This is a genomic window from Epilithonimonas bovis DSM 19482, assembly GCF_900108115.1.
Classification (GTDB): Bacteria; Bacteroidota; Bacteroidia; order Flavobacteriales; family Weeksellaceae; genus Epilithonimonas; species Epilithonimonas bovis.
Genome location: NZ_FTPU01000018.1, coordinates 1 through 16395 on the forward strand (window position 1 = coordinate 1; position 16395 = coordinate 16395).

14 protein-coding genes and 1 pseudogene are annotated in these 16395 nt (G+C 38.2%); 6 read left to right on the forward strand and 9 right to left on the reverse strand.

The window, feature by feature from the left end:
- Positions 1-207, reverse strand: a pseudogene (locus B0B05_RS09025) (IS5/IS1182 family transposase); the annotation flags it as partial.
- A gap of 241 nt (positions 208-448) precedes the next feature.
- Entirely contained in the window at positions 449-2017 is a 1569-nt protein-coding gene (locus B0B05_RS09030) for a sodium:solute symporter (RefSeq protein WP_076783382.1), read from the reverse strand.
- A gap of 131 nt (positions 2018-2148) precedes the next feature.
- Here B0B05_RS09030 and B0B05_RS09035 point away from each other — a divergent pair, with 131 nt between their 5' ends.
- The 5 genes from B0B05_RS09035 to coaE all read left to right on the forward strand — a co-directional run bounded on the left by B0B05_RS09035 (position 2149) and on the right by coaE (position 7243).
- The gene (locus B0B05_RS09035) at positions 2149-2721 is read left to right on the forward strand and encodes a YceI family protein (RefSeq protein ID WP_076783332.1); all 573 of its coding nucleotides are present in this window, start codon (positions 2149-2151) and stop codon (positions 2719-2721) included.
- 69 nt (positions 2722-2790) lie between these two features.
- A complete protein-coding gene (locus B0B05_RS09040; RefSeq protein ID WP_076783333.1) occupies positions 2791-4395 on the forward strand; it encodes an LIC_10190 family membrane protein in 1605 nt (534 codons plus the stop codon).
- A gap of 83 nt (positions 4396-4478) precedes the next feature.
- Positions 4479-5501 (forward strand): Holliday junction branch migration DNA helicase RuvB, encoded by a 1023-nt coding sequence (gene ruvB / locus B0B05_RS09045; RefSeq protein ID WP_076783334.1) that lies wholly within the window; start codon positions 4479-4481, stop codon positions 5499-5501.
- A 232-nt stretch (positions 5502-5733) separates the two neighbouring features.
- Positions 5734-6600 carry an MBL fold metallo-hydrolase gene (locus tag B0B05_RS09050; protein WP_076783335.1) on the forward strand — a complete coding sequence of 289 codons (867 nt, stop codon included), beginning with the start codon at positions 5734-5736 and terminating at the stop codon, positions 6598-6600.
- Between the two features lie 52 nt (positions 6601-6652).
- Positions 6653-7243 (forward strand): dephospho-CoA kinase, encoded by a 591-nt coding sequence (gene coaE, locus B0B05_RS09055; RefSeq protein WP_076783383.1) that lies wholly within the window; start codon positions 6653-6655, stop codon positions 7241-7243.
- 333 nt (positions 7244-7576) lie between these two features.
- On the opposite strand, the gene B0B05_RS09060 is transcribed toward coaE, so the two are convergent.
- From B0B05_RS09060 to asnS, 4 genes are all read right to left on the reverse strand, one after another.
- The gene (locus B0B05_RS09060) at positions 7577-9658 is read right to left on the reverse strand and encodes a M13 family metallopeptidase (protein ID WP_076783336.1); all 2082 of its coding nucleotides are present in this window, start codon (positions 9656-9658) and stop codon (positions 7577-7579) included.
- Positions 9659-9758: 100 nt separating this feature from the next.
- Positions 9759-10052, reverse strand: coding sequence for a type II toxin-antitoxin system RelE/ParE family toxin (locus B0B05_RS09065; protein ID WP_076783337.1), 294 nt, complete (start codon positions 10050-10052; stop codon positions 9759-9761).
- Positions 10040-10255 carry a DUF2683 family protein gene (locus tag B0B05_RS09070; RefSeq protein ID WP_076783338.1) on the reverse strand — a complete coding sequence of 72 codons (216 nt, stop codon included), beginning with the start codon at positions 10253-10255 and terminating at the stop codon, positions 10040-10042. Before B0B05_RS09070 ends, B0B05_RS09065 begins: the two co-directional genes overlap by 13 nt.
- A gap of 81 nt (positions 10256-10336) precedes the next feature.
- Complete coding sequence (asnS, locus tag B0B05_RS09075) at positions 10337-11785, reverse strand: asparagine--tRNA ligase (protein ID WP_076783339.1); 1449 nt, start codon at positions 11783-11785, stop codon at positions 10337-10339.
- A gap of 217 nt (positions 11786-12002) precedes the next feature.
- On the opposite strand from asnS, the gene B0B05_RS09080 reads away from it, so the two are divergent.
- Positions 12003-13406 carry an NAD-dependent succinate-semialdehyde dehydrogenase gene (locus tag B0B05_RS09080; protein WP_076783340.1) on the forward strand — a complete coding sequence of 468 codons (1404 nt, stop codon included), beginning with the start codon at positions 12003-12005 and terminating at the stop codon, positions 13404-13406.
- Positions 13407-13492: 86 nt separating this feature from the next.
- Here the strand turns inward: B0B05_RS09080 and rimM are convergent, their stop codons facing one another.
- From rimM to B0B05_RS09095, 3 genes are all read right to left on the reverse strand, one after another.
- A complete protein-coding gene (gene rimM, locus B0B05_RS09085) occupies positions 13493-14035 on the reverse strand; it encodes a ribosome maturation factor RimM (RefSeq protein WP_076783341.1) in 543 nt (180 codons plus the stop codon).
- A gap of 119 nt (positions 14036-14154) precedes the next feature.
- Positions 14155-14709 (reverse strand): 30S ribosomal protein S16, encoded by a 555-nt coding sequence (locus B0B05_RS09090; RefSeq protein ID WP_076783342.1) that lies wholly within the window; start codon positions 14707-14709, stop codon positions 14155-14157.
- 389 nt (positions 14710-15098) lie between these two features.
- A complete protein-coding gene (locus B0B05_RS09095; protein ID WP_076783343.1) occupies positions 15099-16391 on the reverse strand; it encodes a cryptochrome/photolyase family protein in 1293 nt (430 codons plus the stop codon).
- Between the last annotated feature and the right edge of the window lie 4 nt (positions 16392-16395).

The following is a 16395-nucleotide window of genomic DNA, read 5'->3' on the forward strand; positions in this document are numbered from 1 at the left end:
CAAATGTTTCAGTAGCAAACAACCCACCATAAACCGAATCGGATGGCTCGGATTGCCCACTTTGGAATACAAGGGCGAAAATTCTTTCTCAAAATAATTCCAATCTATTTTTTCTGAAAGTAGAACAAGTTCATGCTCGTGGTCAATAAAATCCACCAACATTGGGCGGAATAATTCTGGCTTCTTTTCTGGATTTTTCCCCAACATATTTGCAAAGTTTTAAAGCTCTAAGATACAAATTCTTGCAATAAAAAACAAGCTATTTTAAACCCAAAATACTAATAATCAGTAAATTATAGGTGGTTTAAGGAGGGACTAATTATATATTCAAAAAATAATTATCTCGTTGATTTTGCGGATTGGGCAGATACATAATTTAGTATTTTCAAAATCAGAAGGGATTTCGAGAATTAATATGGTGGAAGACTTTCTGTGTAAGCCAGCAATTTTATTCAGTGATTGCATTTTTAGACTTAACAAGCCACAATCCCACAAAAGTCAAAAACCCATTCAGGATAATCAGTTCCACACCAATCCTGTAGTCCGTATAATTGGTCACAAGATAATTAATCAAATACGTTGCAACCGGAGCCAAAATTGTCACAGCCAAAATCGAATATTTCTTCGTGATTTGATATTTTGTCAGGATTCCGAAAGCAAATAATCCCAGCAACGGGCCATACGTATAACCCGCTACTTCCATAATCAGGTAAACAATCGACTTATCATTAATCGCTTTGAAAACCATAATCAAGACAAAGAAAAGCACGGTGAAGGTCAGGTGAACCTGCATTCTCAAGCGTTTTTTTTGCTTTTCGGTTTTTTGCTGGTCTTCGTTTAAGTTTAAAAGATCCACACAATAAGAACTGGTTACTGCTGTCAAAGCACCGTCGGCAGAAGGGAACAGCGCAGAAATTAAACCGATGATGAAAATCACAGACAATGCCATTGGGAAGTGCCCCAGAGACAAAGCAGGAAACAGGTCGTCGCCCATAATATTTTTGATTTGACCGGCAGAATCTTTGAATCCAAACGTATTGGTGACAACTTCTTTGCCATCTACTATACTCGTAATTTGACCATAATCTGCGCCATGCTGTATGGCGAAAAGGTAAAGCAAGCCGCCCAAAAATAAAAATGCCAGATTCACGAAAAGCAAAGTTCCGGCAAAAGTCAGCATATTCTTTTTAGAATTTTTCAGGTTATCTACCGAGATGTTTTTTTGCATCATTTCCTGATCCAGGCCTGTCATTGCAATGGTAATGAACATCCCGCCCAAAATCGTTTTCAGGAAAAATGTTTTGGAATTAACATCGGTATTGATAAAATGTGTGTACTGCTTTTGCTCCAAAATATGAAATGCTTCACCAAAAGACAGATTGAGATTTGATAATATATATATGATACAGGCAACGAGGCTGATAATCATAAAGGACGTCTGAAGTGTGTCTGTGATCACAATGGTTTTCACGCCACCTTCGAAGGTATAAAGCAAAATCATCAGTAACAGGACAAAGGCGGTTGCCCAAAACGGAACGCCAAGATTCTCTAAGAGAAAAATCTGAAGAATATTTACCACCAGATACAACCTTGCAGTTGCACCAATTGCCCTGGAAATAATGAAAAATACAGAACCGATCTTATGCGCCTCAACATTGAATCTCTTGCCCAGATAAGTATAGATCGAGGTTAGATTCATCTTATAATAGAGTGGGAGCAAAACGCCTGCAACGATAAAGTAGCCGATGAAAAAACCAATCACCATCATATAATATTCGAAACCGCCAAACGGATTTTCGCCACCTAATAATTTCCCAACCGTTCCGGGAACCGAGATAAATGTGACGCCGGAAAGCGAAGTGCCTATCATCCCAAACGCCACCAGCCACCATTTACTTTTCTTGTTCCCGATAAAAAAAGACTGGTTGTCTGAGTTACGGCTTGTAAAATAGGAGATGACCAAAAGGCCGATAAAATAGGCAAAAACGAAGAATAGTAAAATGGTTCCCGGATTCATTATAGAAATTTGAGTTAGGCAAAAATAGTTTTTTTTGAGAAGAATGCTTTTATTGATGTACATCAATTCATAAAAAGTAATTTCGGGCATAGATTTGCATTGCTTAATTAATCATTAAAATCAATTTTATTATGAAAAAATTATTTTTATCATTTCTGTTGGCAATGGCCACAACATTTTCTTTTGCACAAACTACCTGGGCGGTAGATCCAATGCATTCTTCATTCAACTTTAATATAAAACATATGGGAATCAGCTTTGTACAAGGCCGATTCGATAAGTTTGAAGGTAAAGTTGTGACAACTGCCGATGATCTGACTAATGCCAAATTTGATTTTAGCGTGAATACCGCATCGGTCAACACCAATGTGGAGATGCGTGATAATCACTTGAAATCAGCCGATTTCTTTGACGTGGAAAAATTTTCTGCCATGACATTTGTGAGCACTTCTATCAAAAAACTGAAAGGCAATACTTACCAGTTGAGCGGGAACCTTACCATCAAAGATGTGACTAAGCCTGTTACTGTGACTGCTGTTTACGGTGGTAAGTCAAAAGATCAGCAAGGTAATGAGAAATTGGGTTTCCAAACTAAATTTACAATCAACAGATTAGATTATAACGTGAAATATGACCCAACAGGTGCAGGCGTTGCCAAAGATGTGGATATTGCGGTGTATGTGGAGTTTGTAAAAAGTAAATAAGCATTAAATTTTCCTTATAAATTGATGCATCCAATGAAAGATTGCCTATTTTTATAGGCAATCTTTTTTATGCTTATAATTCTCAAAACTGTTGTTATATTCTTGCTAACTAATTTTGGCAATGGTTTTCTTTTTACTCAATTTTTCAAAAATAAATCCAGCAGTTTTGTTTTTACTTCGCTGATTGGGATGTGTGGCCTTATGCTTTTACAGACTGCCATCGCTTTTTTTTGTCCTTTAAATGGTTATGTTGAGATCTTATTCCTATTATCCGGCGTTGTTGGTTCGCTGATGTTTATTAGAACGAGGAATTTTTCTTCAGTCACCGTTTTTACCAGGCTTAATATTTGGTTCTATATATATATTGTAATCATCTTATTAGCAGGTAGTTTTTTACCCTATTGGTATGACCATTACAGCTATTATGTGCCAACGATCAATTATCTTCGGGAATTTGGTTTTGTGAAAGGCGTCGCAAGCCTTGATCTGCTATTGGGGCAATCATCATTTTGGCATATTTATCAGTCTACATTTTCTCACTTTACAGATCCCGATTTAAAGGTTAATACTTATTTGGCTGTACTATTTTTGTTTTACATCTACGAGAGAAGACAGTGGGTTTTCCTGGTTTTTTTGGCTCTGTTTCTTCCGTTTTTGCAGCAGCCAAGTCCGGATTTCCCGGTTTTGGTCATCACTCTTATCATCATTAATGAATTGATTGGCAAAAGGGATAGTCAGTTATTAATGTGTCTTTCATTACTGGCTGTATGTATCAAACCGACTTCATTTTGGCTGGTCCTTCTGTTGATTGGGTTAAGGATTTATAAGAAAAACTGGTCAGTTAAAATGTTGTTGCCTGTTTTTATTTTTGGAAGTGTTTATATGCTGAAGAATTTTTGGCTTTTTGGTTTCCCTGTGTTTCCGGTGGGGCTGATCGATTTTAACTTACCATGGCAACCTAGCAGAGAAATTCTCACTTACTCCTCACAGATCGGCCTCCTAAAATCTTATGATATGCAGTATAGCTGGCAGCAGGTCATGGCTTTTGATTTTTGGGAAAGGATCTGTCATTGGTTTGACGTAGGTTATAAGGCTATTTTTAATTGGGGAATTCTGGGGTGCCTTTTCGTATTAGGCTTTTTTGCGATTCTTAAAAAAAGCATGTTTTACAGGATTTTGTTTTTTGTTTTCGTCCTGAAGTTTTTTATTATCATCACCATTTCTGCGCAATACCGCTTCTTTGCCGACCTCTATTTGGTGACGTTGTTTGTTCTTTTAAAGGCAATTCCCAGAAAGGAAAATAATATGTTGGCATTAGGTCTGTCTGCAATTGTATTAGTTTTCTTTAGTTTCCCGGGATTGTTAAAAGGTCAGTTTTCTGTGAAGAGATGGCTGAAAGGATTTGATGGATCACAGATTTATAAACCTCAACAATTGGATTCTGTTGCAATTAATTCAGAATATACGATCGGTAATCTCAGTTTTTATGTACCAAAAGATCCGATGCAAAAAAGTATTTTCCCTTCATTAAGCATTTACGACCTGCAAATTTACCGTTATTATGGTGTTTTCCCGCAGCGTGGCGGTAACGGTTTTGTACAGCGAAAATTGTCAGTGCAGGAGAAGAAACAGCTGGATGGGATTATCAGAATACATGAGATTTCCAGACCATAAATTTTTCTTTATCTTTGATCATTGATTTTAAAATCAAATTCGTTTTGATTTAATTGATCAAAGCTAATCATCAATAAACAATTATGCCCGATTTTTTACGTCCCGACAAAGAAAATTATTCTCATGACGACTTGATTCAGGAAGAAAAAATCCGTCCGCAGAGTTTCGGTGATTTTGCCGGGCAACGAAAAACACTGGATAACCTGGAAGTCTTTGTTGCTGCTGCTAAAAACCGCGGTGGTGCGCTGGATCATGTTCTTTTGCACGGCCCGCCGGGGCTTGGTAAAACCACATTGTCCCATATCATAGCTAATGAGCTGGGTGTTAATTGTAAAATTACCTCGGGTCCGGTGCTGGATAAACCGGGAAGCCTTGCCGGATTGCTGACCAATCTTGAGGAGAATGATGTCCTTTTTATCGACGAGATCCACCGTCTGTCCCCTGTTGTAGAAGAATATCTCTACTCTGCCATGGAGGATTATAAGATAGATATTATGCTCGAGACCGGTCCTAATGCCCGAAGCGTACAGATTGGCCTCAATCCATTCACACTCATTGGAGCCACAACCCGAAGCGGAATGCTGACAAAGCCGATGCTTGCCAGGTTTGGGATCCAGTGTCGGTTAGAATATTATACAGTGGAATTGCTCGGGATGATTATCGAACGGAGTGCCCGTGTGTTAGGGGTTAAAATCTATGAAGATGCAGCGCTGGAAATTGCCAGACGAAGCCGTGGAACACCCAGGATAGCCAACGCGCTGCTGAGAAGAGTGCGGGATTTTGCAGAGATCAAAGGTAACGGCGAAATCGAAATTAATATTACCAGATTTGCCCTCGATTCTCTTAACGTGGACGAGTATGGCCTGGATGATATGGATAACAAAATAATGCGGGTGATGATAGAAAATTTCCGTGGGAAACCAGTAGGGATCTCTGCCCTGGCAACATCTATTGGCGAAAACCCGGAAACGCTTGAGGAAGTTTACGAACCATTCCTTATTCAGGAAGGTTTTGTAATCAGGACGCCGCGTGGCAGGGAAGTGACGGAGAAAGCTTACAAACATCTTAATATTACCAGACCAAAGAATCTGGGAGAACTGTTTTAAAAATTATTGACGGCTCTATTTTTAATTTCTAAGGTCATTCTTAATTGTATATTCGGAAATAGGTTTTAAAGATTTGGGATTAGTAATTCAGGATCTGTACATCAGAACGATTTGTGGGCGTCAGAATTAATTTTAAACCCGGAGATCATAATGATTATTAATTTAGGCTTAGGGAATTGAATTGGAGTTTGCAGTTCGGCAGAATTTCTTATATTAGTAGAAAACAAATTCTATGAAGTTATATCCAATCCAATGTGGTAAATTCAAATTAGATGGCGGGGCCATGTTTGGCGTGGTGCCCAAAACACTTTGGGAGCGGACCAATCCTGCCGATGAAAAAAACCTGATCGAATTGGGGACACGTTCTTTGTTGATAGAAGACGGAAAAAAACTGATCCTGATAGACTGCGGCCTTGGCAATAAGCAGGATGAGAAATTTTTTGGACACTATTCGCTTTGGGGCGATGATAACATCGATAAAAATCTTAAGAAATACGGATTTGTAAGGGAGGACATCACTGATGTTTTTTTGACTCATCTCCATTTTGATCATTGTGGCGGCGCTATAGAATGGAATGATGACCGCTCCGGTTACCGTCCGGCATTTAAGAATGCGCATTTCTGGAGTAACGAAAATCACTGGCAATGGGCTACAGAACCCAACCCAAGAGAGAAAGCCAGTTTTTTGAAAGAAAATATTCTGCCAATACAGGAAAGTGGGCAACTTAATTTTTTACCGTTGCCTAAAACCGGGAACTACAGCTTTGCGCCGGATCTCAAGATGGATGTCATCTTTGTTGACGGCCATACGGAAAAACAAATGCTCCCCGTGCTGCAATATCAGGAAAAAACAATTGTTTTTGCGGCAGATCTTATCCCAACTGTCGGCCATATCCCGCAGGTGTATGTGATGGGTTATGATACAAGGCCATTGCTGACGATGGAGGAAAAAGCCAAGTTCCTAAAACAATGTGTAGATAATGATTATCTTTTGTTTTTTGAACACGATGCCCATCAAGAGCTGGCCAGTCTCAAGATGACAGAAAAAGGCGTAAAGCTCGATCAGACTTACAGTTTTAATGAAGTTTTTGGATATTAATTAAATTATGGAAATACAAGATATTAATCAAAATCAGGAAGAAGATGTTCCCATACCCAAGATTATCGGGTTAACAGGCGGGATTGGTTCCGGGAAAACATCCGTTGCAAAATTATTGGAAGAAAAAGGGTTTCCGGTGTACTATTCAGACACCGAGGCCAAAAACATCGTTAATAAAGATTCTGTCCTGCAGGAGATGATTACAGCCTTGCTCGGTGATAAAGCCTATAAGGACGGGCTTTATAACAAAAAGTATGTGGCAGAAAAGGTCTTTAATAATACTGATCTGCTTCAACAGCTGAATGCGCTCATTCATCCGGCGGTAAAGTTGGATTTTCAAAACTGGCTTGCTTCTCAAACGTCAGAATTTGTCTTTAAGGAAACAGCATTGCTTTTTGAGCTTAAGCTTAATCAGGATTGTTACAAATCCCTTTTGGTGACTGCTGATGATAACCTAAGGATCAAAAGGACAATGGACCGCGATCAGAAAACCTACAGGGAGATTGAAGCGATTATGCAAAATCAAATGCCTGAGAAGGATAAGATAAAACTGGCGGACTTTATCATCTATAATAACTCATCTTTCGAAGATCTGAAAGAAGAGACTGATCTGTTTATAGACAACCTTAATGTAAGTGATTAAAGAAAATAACTCATTAATTATTTTCAAAAAATTTAACTCAAAATAAAACTAAAGAGGTGGGAACTTAATTAGATATTTAAAAAATTAGTTGACCTCGCTGATTTTACAGATTGTGCAGATTCTTAATTAATAATCCGGAGAATCAGAATAATCTGTGAGAATTAGAAAATAATAAAAACTTCCTATTTTTAAACCGTTCAGAATATTAAAGTATCAGATCACAATAGTTAGACTAATTCTATACATTACCGTTTTCGATTAGATCATAATTAAAAGTATAATTGGTATAAGACAGAAAAAACCTTCAGGAAAGTGCCTGAAGGTTTTTTAGTTTTACCAGATTTTTATTCTGTTTTCCGGTGCTACATACAATTTGTCACCCGGTTTGATATCAAATGCCTGTTGGAAAGCATCCATATTAACCAATGGTCCAAAACTTCTGTAATATCCCGGCGAGTGCGGATCGGTTTTTACCTGATTGGTCATATATTTATCCGTTGCTTTGGTTCTCCAGACGGTTGCCCAACTCATAAAAAATCTCTGATCCTGTGTTAGTCCACTGATTTTCCCAGGGTTGCCGTGATCTTTGAGATACATTTGCAGAGCTGTGTAAGCCACATTAATACCTCCAAGATCGCCAATATTTTCTCCGCTAGTAAATTTGCCGTTCACAAAACTACCTTTCACCGGTTCGTACTTGTCGTATTGGGCGGCCAGCTGTCCTACTTTTGCATCAAAGTTTTTGCGGTCACTCTCTGTCCACCAGTTGTTTAGGTTTCCGTCTCCGTCGAACCTTGATCCGCTGTCATCAAAACCATGTGAAATCTCGTGACCAATTACGCCGCCAATTCCGCCAAAGTTAACGGCTGGATCTGCATTGAAACTGAAGAAAGGCGGTTGCAAAATTGCGGCCGGGAAAACAATCTCATTGTTAGATGAGCTGTAATAGGCATTCACCGTTTGTGGCGACATTCCCCATTCTGTTTTATCAACCGGTTTGCCAATTTTGTCCAGATTTTTGGCATAGCTCCACTCTGTTATTTTTTCGAGATTGTTATAATAAGTTCCGCCGTTGGAATCCAGTGTCAGGTTGAGTTTAGAATAATCTTTCCATTGGTCCGGATAAGCTATTTTTACTTTGAATTTGGATAGTTTTTCCAAAGCTTTTTCCTTAGTTACAGGTGACATCCAGTCTACATTTTCCAGATGTTGTTTGAAGGATTTTTTGATGTAATCCACATAGGTTTCCATCTTTTGTTTGGCCTCTGCCGGGAAATATTTCTCCACGTACAATTTTCCAAAAGCCTCGCCCAATACGCCGTTCACAACGCCAAGACCACGTTTGTCCATAGAGCGCTGTTCTTTTTGGCCCTGCAGGTACTTGGAATAAAAATCAAATCGGATATCGTCTAATTTCTGATCAAGATTACCGGCGTTGCCATTCAGCAGGTCATACTTCATATATTCTTTGATCAGTCCGATGTTTTTATCAGTCATCCAGCTGTCCATATTTTGGTAATACTTCAGTTCACCAACGATGACTTTATCTGTGTTAACGCCAACTGCTTTCAGGTAATTAGGAAGATTTACATTTTTTACGAGTGCAGGCAGTTCGGCAACAGTTTTCGGATTGTATCGCAGGTTTGCATCCCGGCCTTGCTCCAATGTCAGGAGATCCTGGGCCAGTTTCTTTTCAAAATCTACAATCTTTTGCGCTGTGGCATCAGGTGTTTTGCTGCCCAAAACTGTCTCCAGTTTTGCAACGTAATTTTTATATTCTGCCAGAGTTTTTGTATTGACATCATTTACCTTTTGATAATAATCCTTACCAAGGCCAAGACTTGGGCCACCCAAGTAAACTGCGTTCATTACAGAGTTTTTCATATCTGCACCCACGCGCCATCCATAGAAAGGATTATCGCCGACAGGTGTAGCTTCTATCAGGTATTTTTGCAGATCTTTAACAGATTTGATGGCATCAATTTTTGCCAGCTGAGATTTAATCGGGTTGATGCCCTCAGCATTTCTCTTATTCCAGTCGATAAAAGTTCCGTAAAGAGCTTGAATTTTTTCACCCTCGGAGTTAGCCGGGAATTTTTCTGAAAGTATCTTGTTAAGAATATCCAATGATGCCACATCCACATCCTCTCTCAAGGCGTTAAACGATCCCCAGCTAGGTTTGTCAGAAGGGATTTCTGCAGTTTTCATCCAGCCACCGTTGACATAATTGTAGAAGTCATCCTGTGGCCTTACACTATTATCCATATAAGAAAGGTTGAGGCCTTCTTCTTTGACTTCTTTGGGACTTTCTGCTGTAGTTTTTGTTGCTTCGGATGAGGTTTTTTGTGCTGTGGAGCAAGATTCCAGATAGAATGTTGCTGCGATCGACATCACATAAATACTTATTTTTTTCATTAGATTAATTTAAAAGATTATCAAATTTAAGTATTTTTAATGACGTTTGGCTTTAAAAAATCCTATTCTTGGGAGAATAGGATTTAATAATTTTACGGGATTATAATTCCAAATTATCTGGATTTCTTCTGTTATCCCAAGAAGCGATGATTTCTATAGTTTTATTATTGATTCTATAAAATAATGAATAGTATTTTAGAATTTTAATTTTTAATATTCCTTCAAATTCTGTTTTTACACTGGATCTTGGGTTTTTAGCAATTTCTTTTTCTTTTTTCTTGACCTCAATTCTTAATTTTAATGAATATGTTTCAGATGAATTATGAATATTCCAATATTCTAAAGTCTCTGCTAAAGAAAGCAAGGGCTTTTTTGTCCATCTTATTTGAAACATTTATCTAATATTTTTTCAGCCTCTTCATCTGTGAAGAATTCTCCTCGATTAGCCTGGTTGATACCTTCTTGTAATTCTTGTTTCTGCCATTCGGATAATTCTCCATCTTTTGAAACGTCAAATTTTATTTTCAATTCTTTCAAAAGTGCTTCAATCAATTTTAATTGATTTTCTGATTCGTTATGCAAGGTAATTGTGCTCATTTCAAAAATTTAAGTAAAGTTAATAAAAAAAATCCTTCAGTAGGAACTGAAGGAATTGTGCTTTTTATATTTAATTGATGTTTAAAACTCGGCATTCTTTGGTGTTCTTGGGAAAGGGATCACATCGCGGATGTTGGTCATTCCTGTTACAAAAAGCACCAGCCTTTCCAATCCTAAACCGAAACCGGCGTGCGGCACAGACCCGAATTTTCTAGTATCCAGATACCACCACAGTTCATGTTCATCCACATGCATCTCTTCCATTTTTTGTTTTAGAACATCCAACCTTGCTTCTCTTTCTGATCCACCGATGATTTCTCCAATTCCCGGGAAAAGGACGTCCATTGCTGCAACCGTTTTGTTATCATCGTTCAGTTTCATATAGAACGCTTTGATCTCTTTCGGATAATCAAAAAGAACTACAGGGCTTTCAAAATGTTTTTCTACAAGGTATCTCTCATGCTCAGACTGCAGATCGGTTCCCCAGCTTTCTACCGGATACTGGAATTTTCCTTTTTTATTTTCTTTAGAATTCAGCAAGATCTCAATCGCTTCGGTATAAGACACTCTTTTGAATCTTTTGGCTACAACATTTTCCAGTTTTTCGATAAGCCCTTCTTTCGCTCTTTCTTTTTCTGGTTTCGTTTTTTGTTCTTCGGCAAAACGTTTGTCAAGAAATTCGAGATCGTCCTTACAATGATCCAAAACGTATTGGATCACATATTTCAGAAAATCTTCGGCAAGATCGATATTGTTTTCAAGATTGTTAAAGGCAACTTCCGGCTCAATCATCCAGAACTCTGCTAGGTGACGTGTTGTATTAGAGTTTTCTGCTCGGAAGGTTGGCCCAAAAGTATAGATTCTTCCCAATCCCATAGCGGCTGTTTCGCCCTCCAATTGTCCGGAAACAGTTAGGTTGGTTTTCTTCCCAAAAAAATCCTGGGAATAATCGATTTCTCCAACTTCGTCTCTTGGGATTTTATTAAGGTCAAAATTGGTAACACTGAACATTTCACCAGCGCCTTCTGCATCTGCTCCGGTAATAATTGGCGTATTGATATAAAAAAACTGATTCTGGTTAAAGAATGAATGGATGGCAAAACTCACCGCATGACGAATCCTGAAAACTGCGCCAAAAACATTAGTCCTGAATCTCAGGTGCGCCTGCTCACGCAATTTTTCGAGGCTGTGTTTTTTTGGCTGAAGAATGGTTGATTGTAATTCTTCAAAAAAGTTGTCGCCCAAAACACTGATTTTTTTTGCGATAATCTCCACAGTTTGGCCTGCACCCTGGCTTTCTACCACTTCACCAACAATTTTCAAAGACGATGCGGTATTGATTTTTTTGATAGTTTCTTCGTCAAAACTTTCAAAATCAACAACAATCTGCAAATTATTAATAGTAGATCCGTCATTAAGGGCAATAAACCTGTTGGAGCGGAAAGCTCTTACCCAACCATAAACCGTAATGTCGTGATGCAGCACTTTTTTATAATCTGCTAAAATGTCTTTTATCGTCTGTCTTTTCATGATTTTAAAATAATGAGTGCAAATTTACGAAATTTGACAGAACATGCTAATTTCCAAATACCAATTTGATATTTGTATCACTCGATTTTATTTGTTTTATAAATAATAGTTATTGAATTATCAAAAAATGTAAACAAATGTTTGGAACTGTATTTGCAAAGTAGTGATTAGTAATAAGAATTACTACTACAAACATTAATTAAAACATTGCTACGTTATGAATACACAAGTTAAACACTCATCTATCAAAACTGTTAATCCATTCAATAATGAAGTTGTAAAAGAGTTTGATGCAATGAGCCCGGAACAAGTTGCAAAAATTATAGATAAAGCTGATGAAGCCTTCAGATCTTGGAAAAAAGTAAGTTTTGAAGAAAGAGGGAAAATTTTCCATAAAGTAGCTTCTATCATGCGGGACAGAAAAGAAGAATTAGGTAAACTGGCTACCTTAGAAATGGGTAAACTGATTTCCGAAAGTATTTATGAGGTAGAATTATCTGCTGATATTTTCGATTATTATGCCAGCAAAGCCGGGGAATTTTTGGCAGATCACAAGTTGGATGTAAAACACGGTGATGCGTTTTTGGCTTATGATCCAATAGGTGTTATTTTAAGTGTCCAACCTTGGAACTTCCCTTATTATCAAATCACCAGATCAGCCGCTGCTCATGTGATGGCCGGTAATACGATGGTCTTGAAACATGCTTCTAATGTACCACAATGTGCACAGATAATGGAAGACATCTTTAAAGAAGCCGGCTTGCCGGATGGTATTTATACCAACCTGTTTGTTTCCGGAAAAGATATAGAACCTTTGGTTTCTAACCCGAAAATTGCAGGTGTCACTTTAACAGGATCTAAACCTGCAGGAGCAAGTATCGCAGCCGCCGCAGGTGCTCAAGTCAAAAAATCAACATTGGAATTAGGAGGTAGCGACCCATTCATCGTATTGGAAGATGCTGATATAGATGAAGCTGTCAAAACTGCAGTTGCAGGCAGAATGTGGAATGCTGGTCAGGTTTGTGTCTCACCAAAAAGAGTGATCGTTCCTGCCTCCAAATATGACGAATTTTTAAACAAAACAAAAGAAGCTTTTGCAAAACTCAAAGTAGGTGATCCAATGGATTCTGCAACCAATGTAGCTCCGTTGAGTACAGAAAAAGCTGCGGAAGACGTCGTAGCTCAGGTACAGAAAGCTGCTGAACAAGGCGCAAATGTGGTTTTGGGTGGTAAAAGGATTGACAGAGCAGGTGCTTTTGTAGAACCAACGTTAATCACTGATATTACTCCAAAAATGGATGCTTATTTTGAAGAGATTTTTGGACCGGTCTTTATGCTTTACAAATATGAAAATATAGATGAAGCTGTAGAAATTGCCAACGCCACCGAATTTGGTCTTGGTGGTACAGTGTTCGCAAAAGATACACAGAAAGCGGTTGAAGTAGCAAGAAAAATAGATACTGGTATGGTGTTTATCAACCACGTTACCGGGATTGCGCCAGAACTTCCTTTCGGTGGTACCAAAAATTCAGGGTATGGTAGAGAACAATCTCCAGCAGGAATCTATGAGTTTGTGAATGCCAAATTAATAAGAACCACTACACCTGATAAAAATTATTAAAAGTGAAAACCACAGGTGGTGATAAAAATAAAAACTGTCATATAATGTGACAGTTTTTTGTTTTTTTATTATTGATGAATTTAATTCTACTCATCCTTTTTAGAAGGAATCAGGAAAACATCCATCAGGCCTTCCGGTAAAAACATTTTGATAAATTTTTCTTCGCGGTTTACCTCGAGGATCCAGTCTTTGATAATCGGGATGATGATCTCTTTTCCGGCAAGGTCAAGGATGAAATAATTCTGCGCCGTCTGGTCATTGATAGAAACGATGGTTCCACAAGTTTTCCCGTCAGCTTCACGGATCTCGAAACCGATAACCTCGTGGTAATAGAATTTTTTCCCACTTAATGGTGGAAGCGTGGAAAGTGGAAGATAAACACCTTTCCCAATTGATTGATTGACCAGCGCTTCAGTAGAATTTTTAAAAGATATAATTTTGGTGTCTGCTTTGGACCAGGATTGTTTTTCCACAAAAAAAGGAACCAACAGTCCGTTGACTTCCACAAAAATAGAACCCAGCTTGTTGTACATCTCCGGCTGGTCTGTATCCAGCTTCAGGATGACGTTTCCCTGTAATCCGTGCGTACGGGTAATTGTTCCTAAAAAATAGCAGTCCTCTTTTCTCATTTGGCAAATATAAGAAACCTTTAAGGTTTTCAAAACCTTGGAGGTTTGGATTTAAACAAAAAAAGACACGAATAAATCGTGCCTTTACATTGTGTTGTATCTTGTAATTAAGATTAAGCTTAAGCTTCTTCTGTATTACCAGTAGACTCTTCGTCAATGATTTCTGTAACCTCTTCTGCAGTTTCTGCATTAGCAGCTTCTTCAGCAGCTTTTGCATCCGCTTCAGCTTTAGCAGCAGCATCAATTCTTGCCTGGTTTACTTTAGCTTCAGCTTCCAGAGCTGCTTTTTTAGCTTCAGCCTGAGATTTTGATAAACCTTCAACTTTACCTTGTACTTTAGCATCTTTAGCCTCTACCCAAGCACTGAATCTTTTTTCAGCTTCAGCCTCGTCAAAAGCACCTTTTGCTACACCACCTTGTAAGTGTTTTTTGTACAACGCACCTTTGTAAGAAAGGATAGCTCTAGCGGTATCAGTTGGTTGTGCACCATTGTTCAACCATTGTACAGCAGCATCAACGTTTAGATCAATTGTTGCAGGGTTTGTAATTGGGTTGTAAGTTCCCAGTTTCTCGATGAATCTACCATCTCTTCTGGATCTTGAATCCGCAACTACGATGTGGAAAAAAGGTTTTCCTTTTTTACCGTGTCTTTGTAATCTGATTTTTACTGACATATATTTAAAAATTTTGGGAACACGTCCCGGTTAAATGTTAAGTGTGCAAAGATACAAAAATCTTTCAATGTAACAATTTGAAAATCTAATATTTCAATAATTTTAAAAATATTGCTGTACCGCTGGATTGATATATAGTAAATCAGATTTTTTAGGAGCCGGGAACCTGCTTTTCGCTGTATCTTTTACTCCGCTATGCTTCGTAAAAGGATGCCGCTGCAATCAGGGCTACGGATTTTGTCATTCAATCACGCTTTGTGAAAAAAAATAACGTGATCATTTAAAGCGAGATAAATCCGAAACATCCAAGTCAATACACCAAAGATTTAAAAAATTAATGTTATCATTGAAGTGACGAAATTTTTCATCGCTTTTCTAGTAAAATGAAGTTAATTCAGTGCTTTCTTATAAACTGCTAAAGCTCTTTCTCTGGCAAAATGGTGTTCTACAATCCTGTTATCCAAGACATCTTTTTCAAAATCGGGATTCCATTTTCTGATGTATTTTAAATCTTTATCAAACTTTTTTGTCTGCTCATCAGGGTTAAATACCCGGAAGTAGGGTGCCGCATCGCAACCACATCCCGCCGCCCATTGCCAGTTACCGTTATTGGCAGATAAATCATAATCCAGTAATTTTTTTGCAAAATAGGCTTCTCCCCAGCGCCAGTCAATCAACAGGTGTTTGGTGAGGAAACTTGCTGCCACCATCCGAATTCTGTTATGCATCTGCCCGGTTTGGTTCAGTTGGCGCATGCCTGCATCTACAATTGGATAACCGGTTTCGCCGTTGCACCATTTTTCAAATTCGTGTTCGTTGTTACGCCAAAGGATATTCTCATATTTCTCCTTGAAACAGTGCGTGACAACTTTTGGAAAATGAAAAAGAATCTGCATAAAAAACTCTCTCCAGATCAATTCGTTCAGCCAGGTTTCATTATGACTCAATGCAAATTTCACGCATTTCCTTACTGATATTGTCCCAAACCGTAAGGCAATTCCCAAATGGGTAGTACCTTCCTGAGCCGGAAAATCTCTTGTCTGATCATAGTTGTCAATAATTTTAGAATCCAAAACAGGTGGCTCAAATTCTAAATCGGTTTTTTGAAATCCAATTTTTTCTAAAGTTAAAATGGCTTTGAAGCCTAATTTTTGAAATTGCTCTTTTTCCTGATTATTGTGGTTGTAATCCTTTTCTGTTAAAAGTTTTTTCCATTTTTTAGAATAGGGAGTGTAAACGGTATAAGGCTCGCCATTATCTTTAGTGACTTCATCTTTTTCAAAAATAACCTGATCTTTGAAGTCTAAAAACCGACTGTTTTTTGAAATTAAAAATGCCCTGACCTCATCATCGCGCTTGATTGCTTCAGGCTCATAATCCCGGTTACAGTACACAGCATCAATATCAAAATCATCTGTTAATTTCTTGAAAATTTCTAAGGGTTTACCATAGAATGTCTGGAGTGTACTTCCGACTTCTTTCAGCTCTTCATTGATTTTTTCCAAACCCTGATGGATATAGTCAACGCGACGGTCATATTTATCTTCGAGGAGATCCAGGATCTGTTGGTCAAAAATAAAAATGGGGACTACTTTATGACCGGATGCAAGTGCTTCGGACAAAGCCTTGTTGTCATCCAGCCGCAAATCACGCCTGAACCAAAATATAGAAACTGCCTGCATAGCC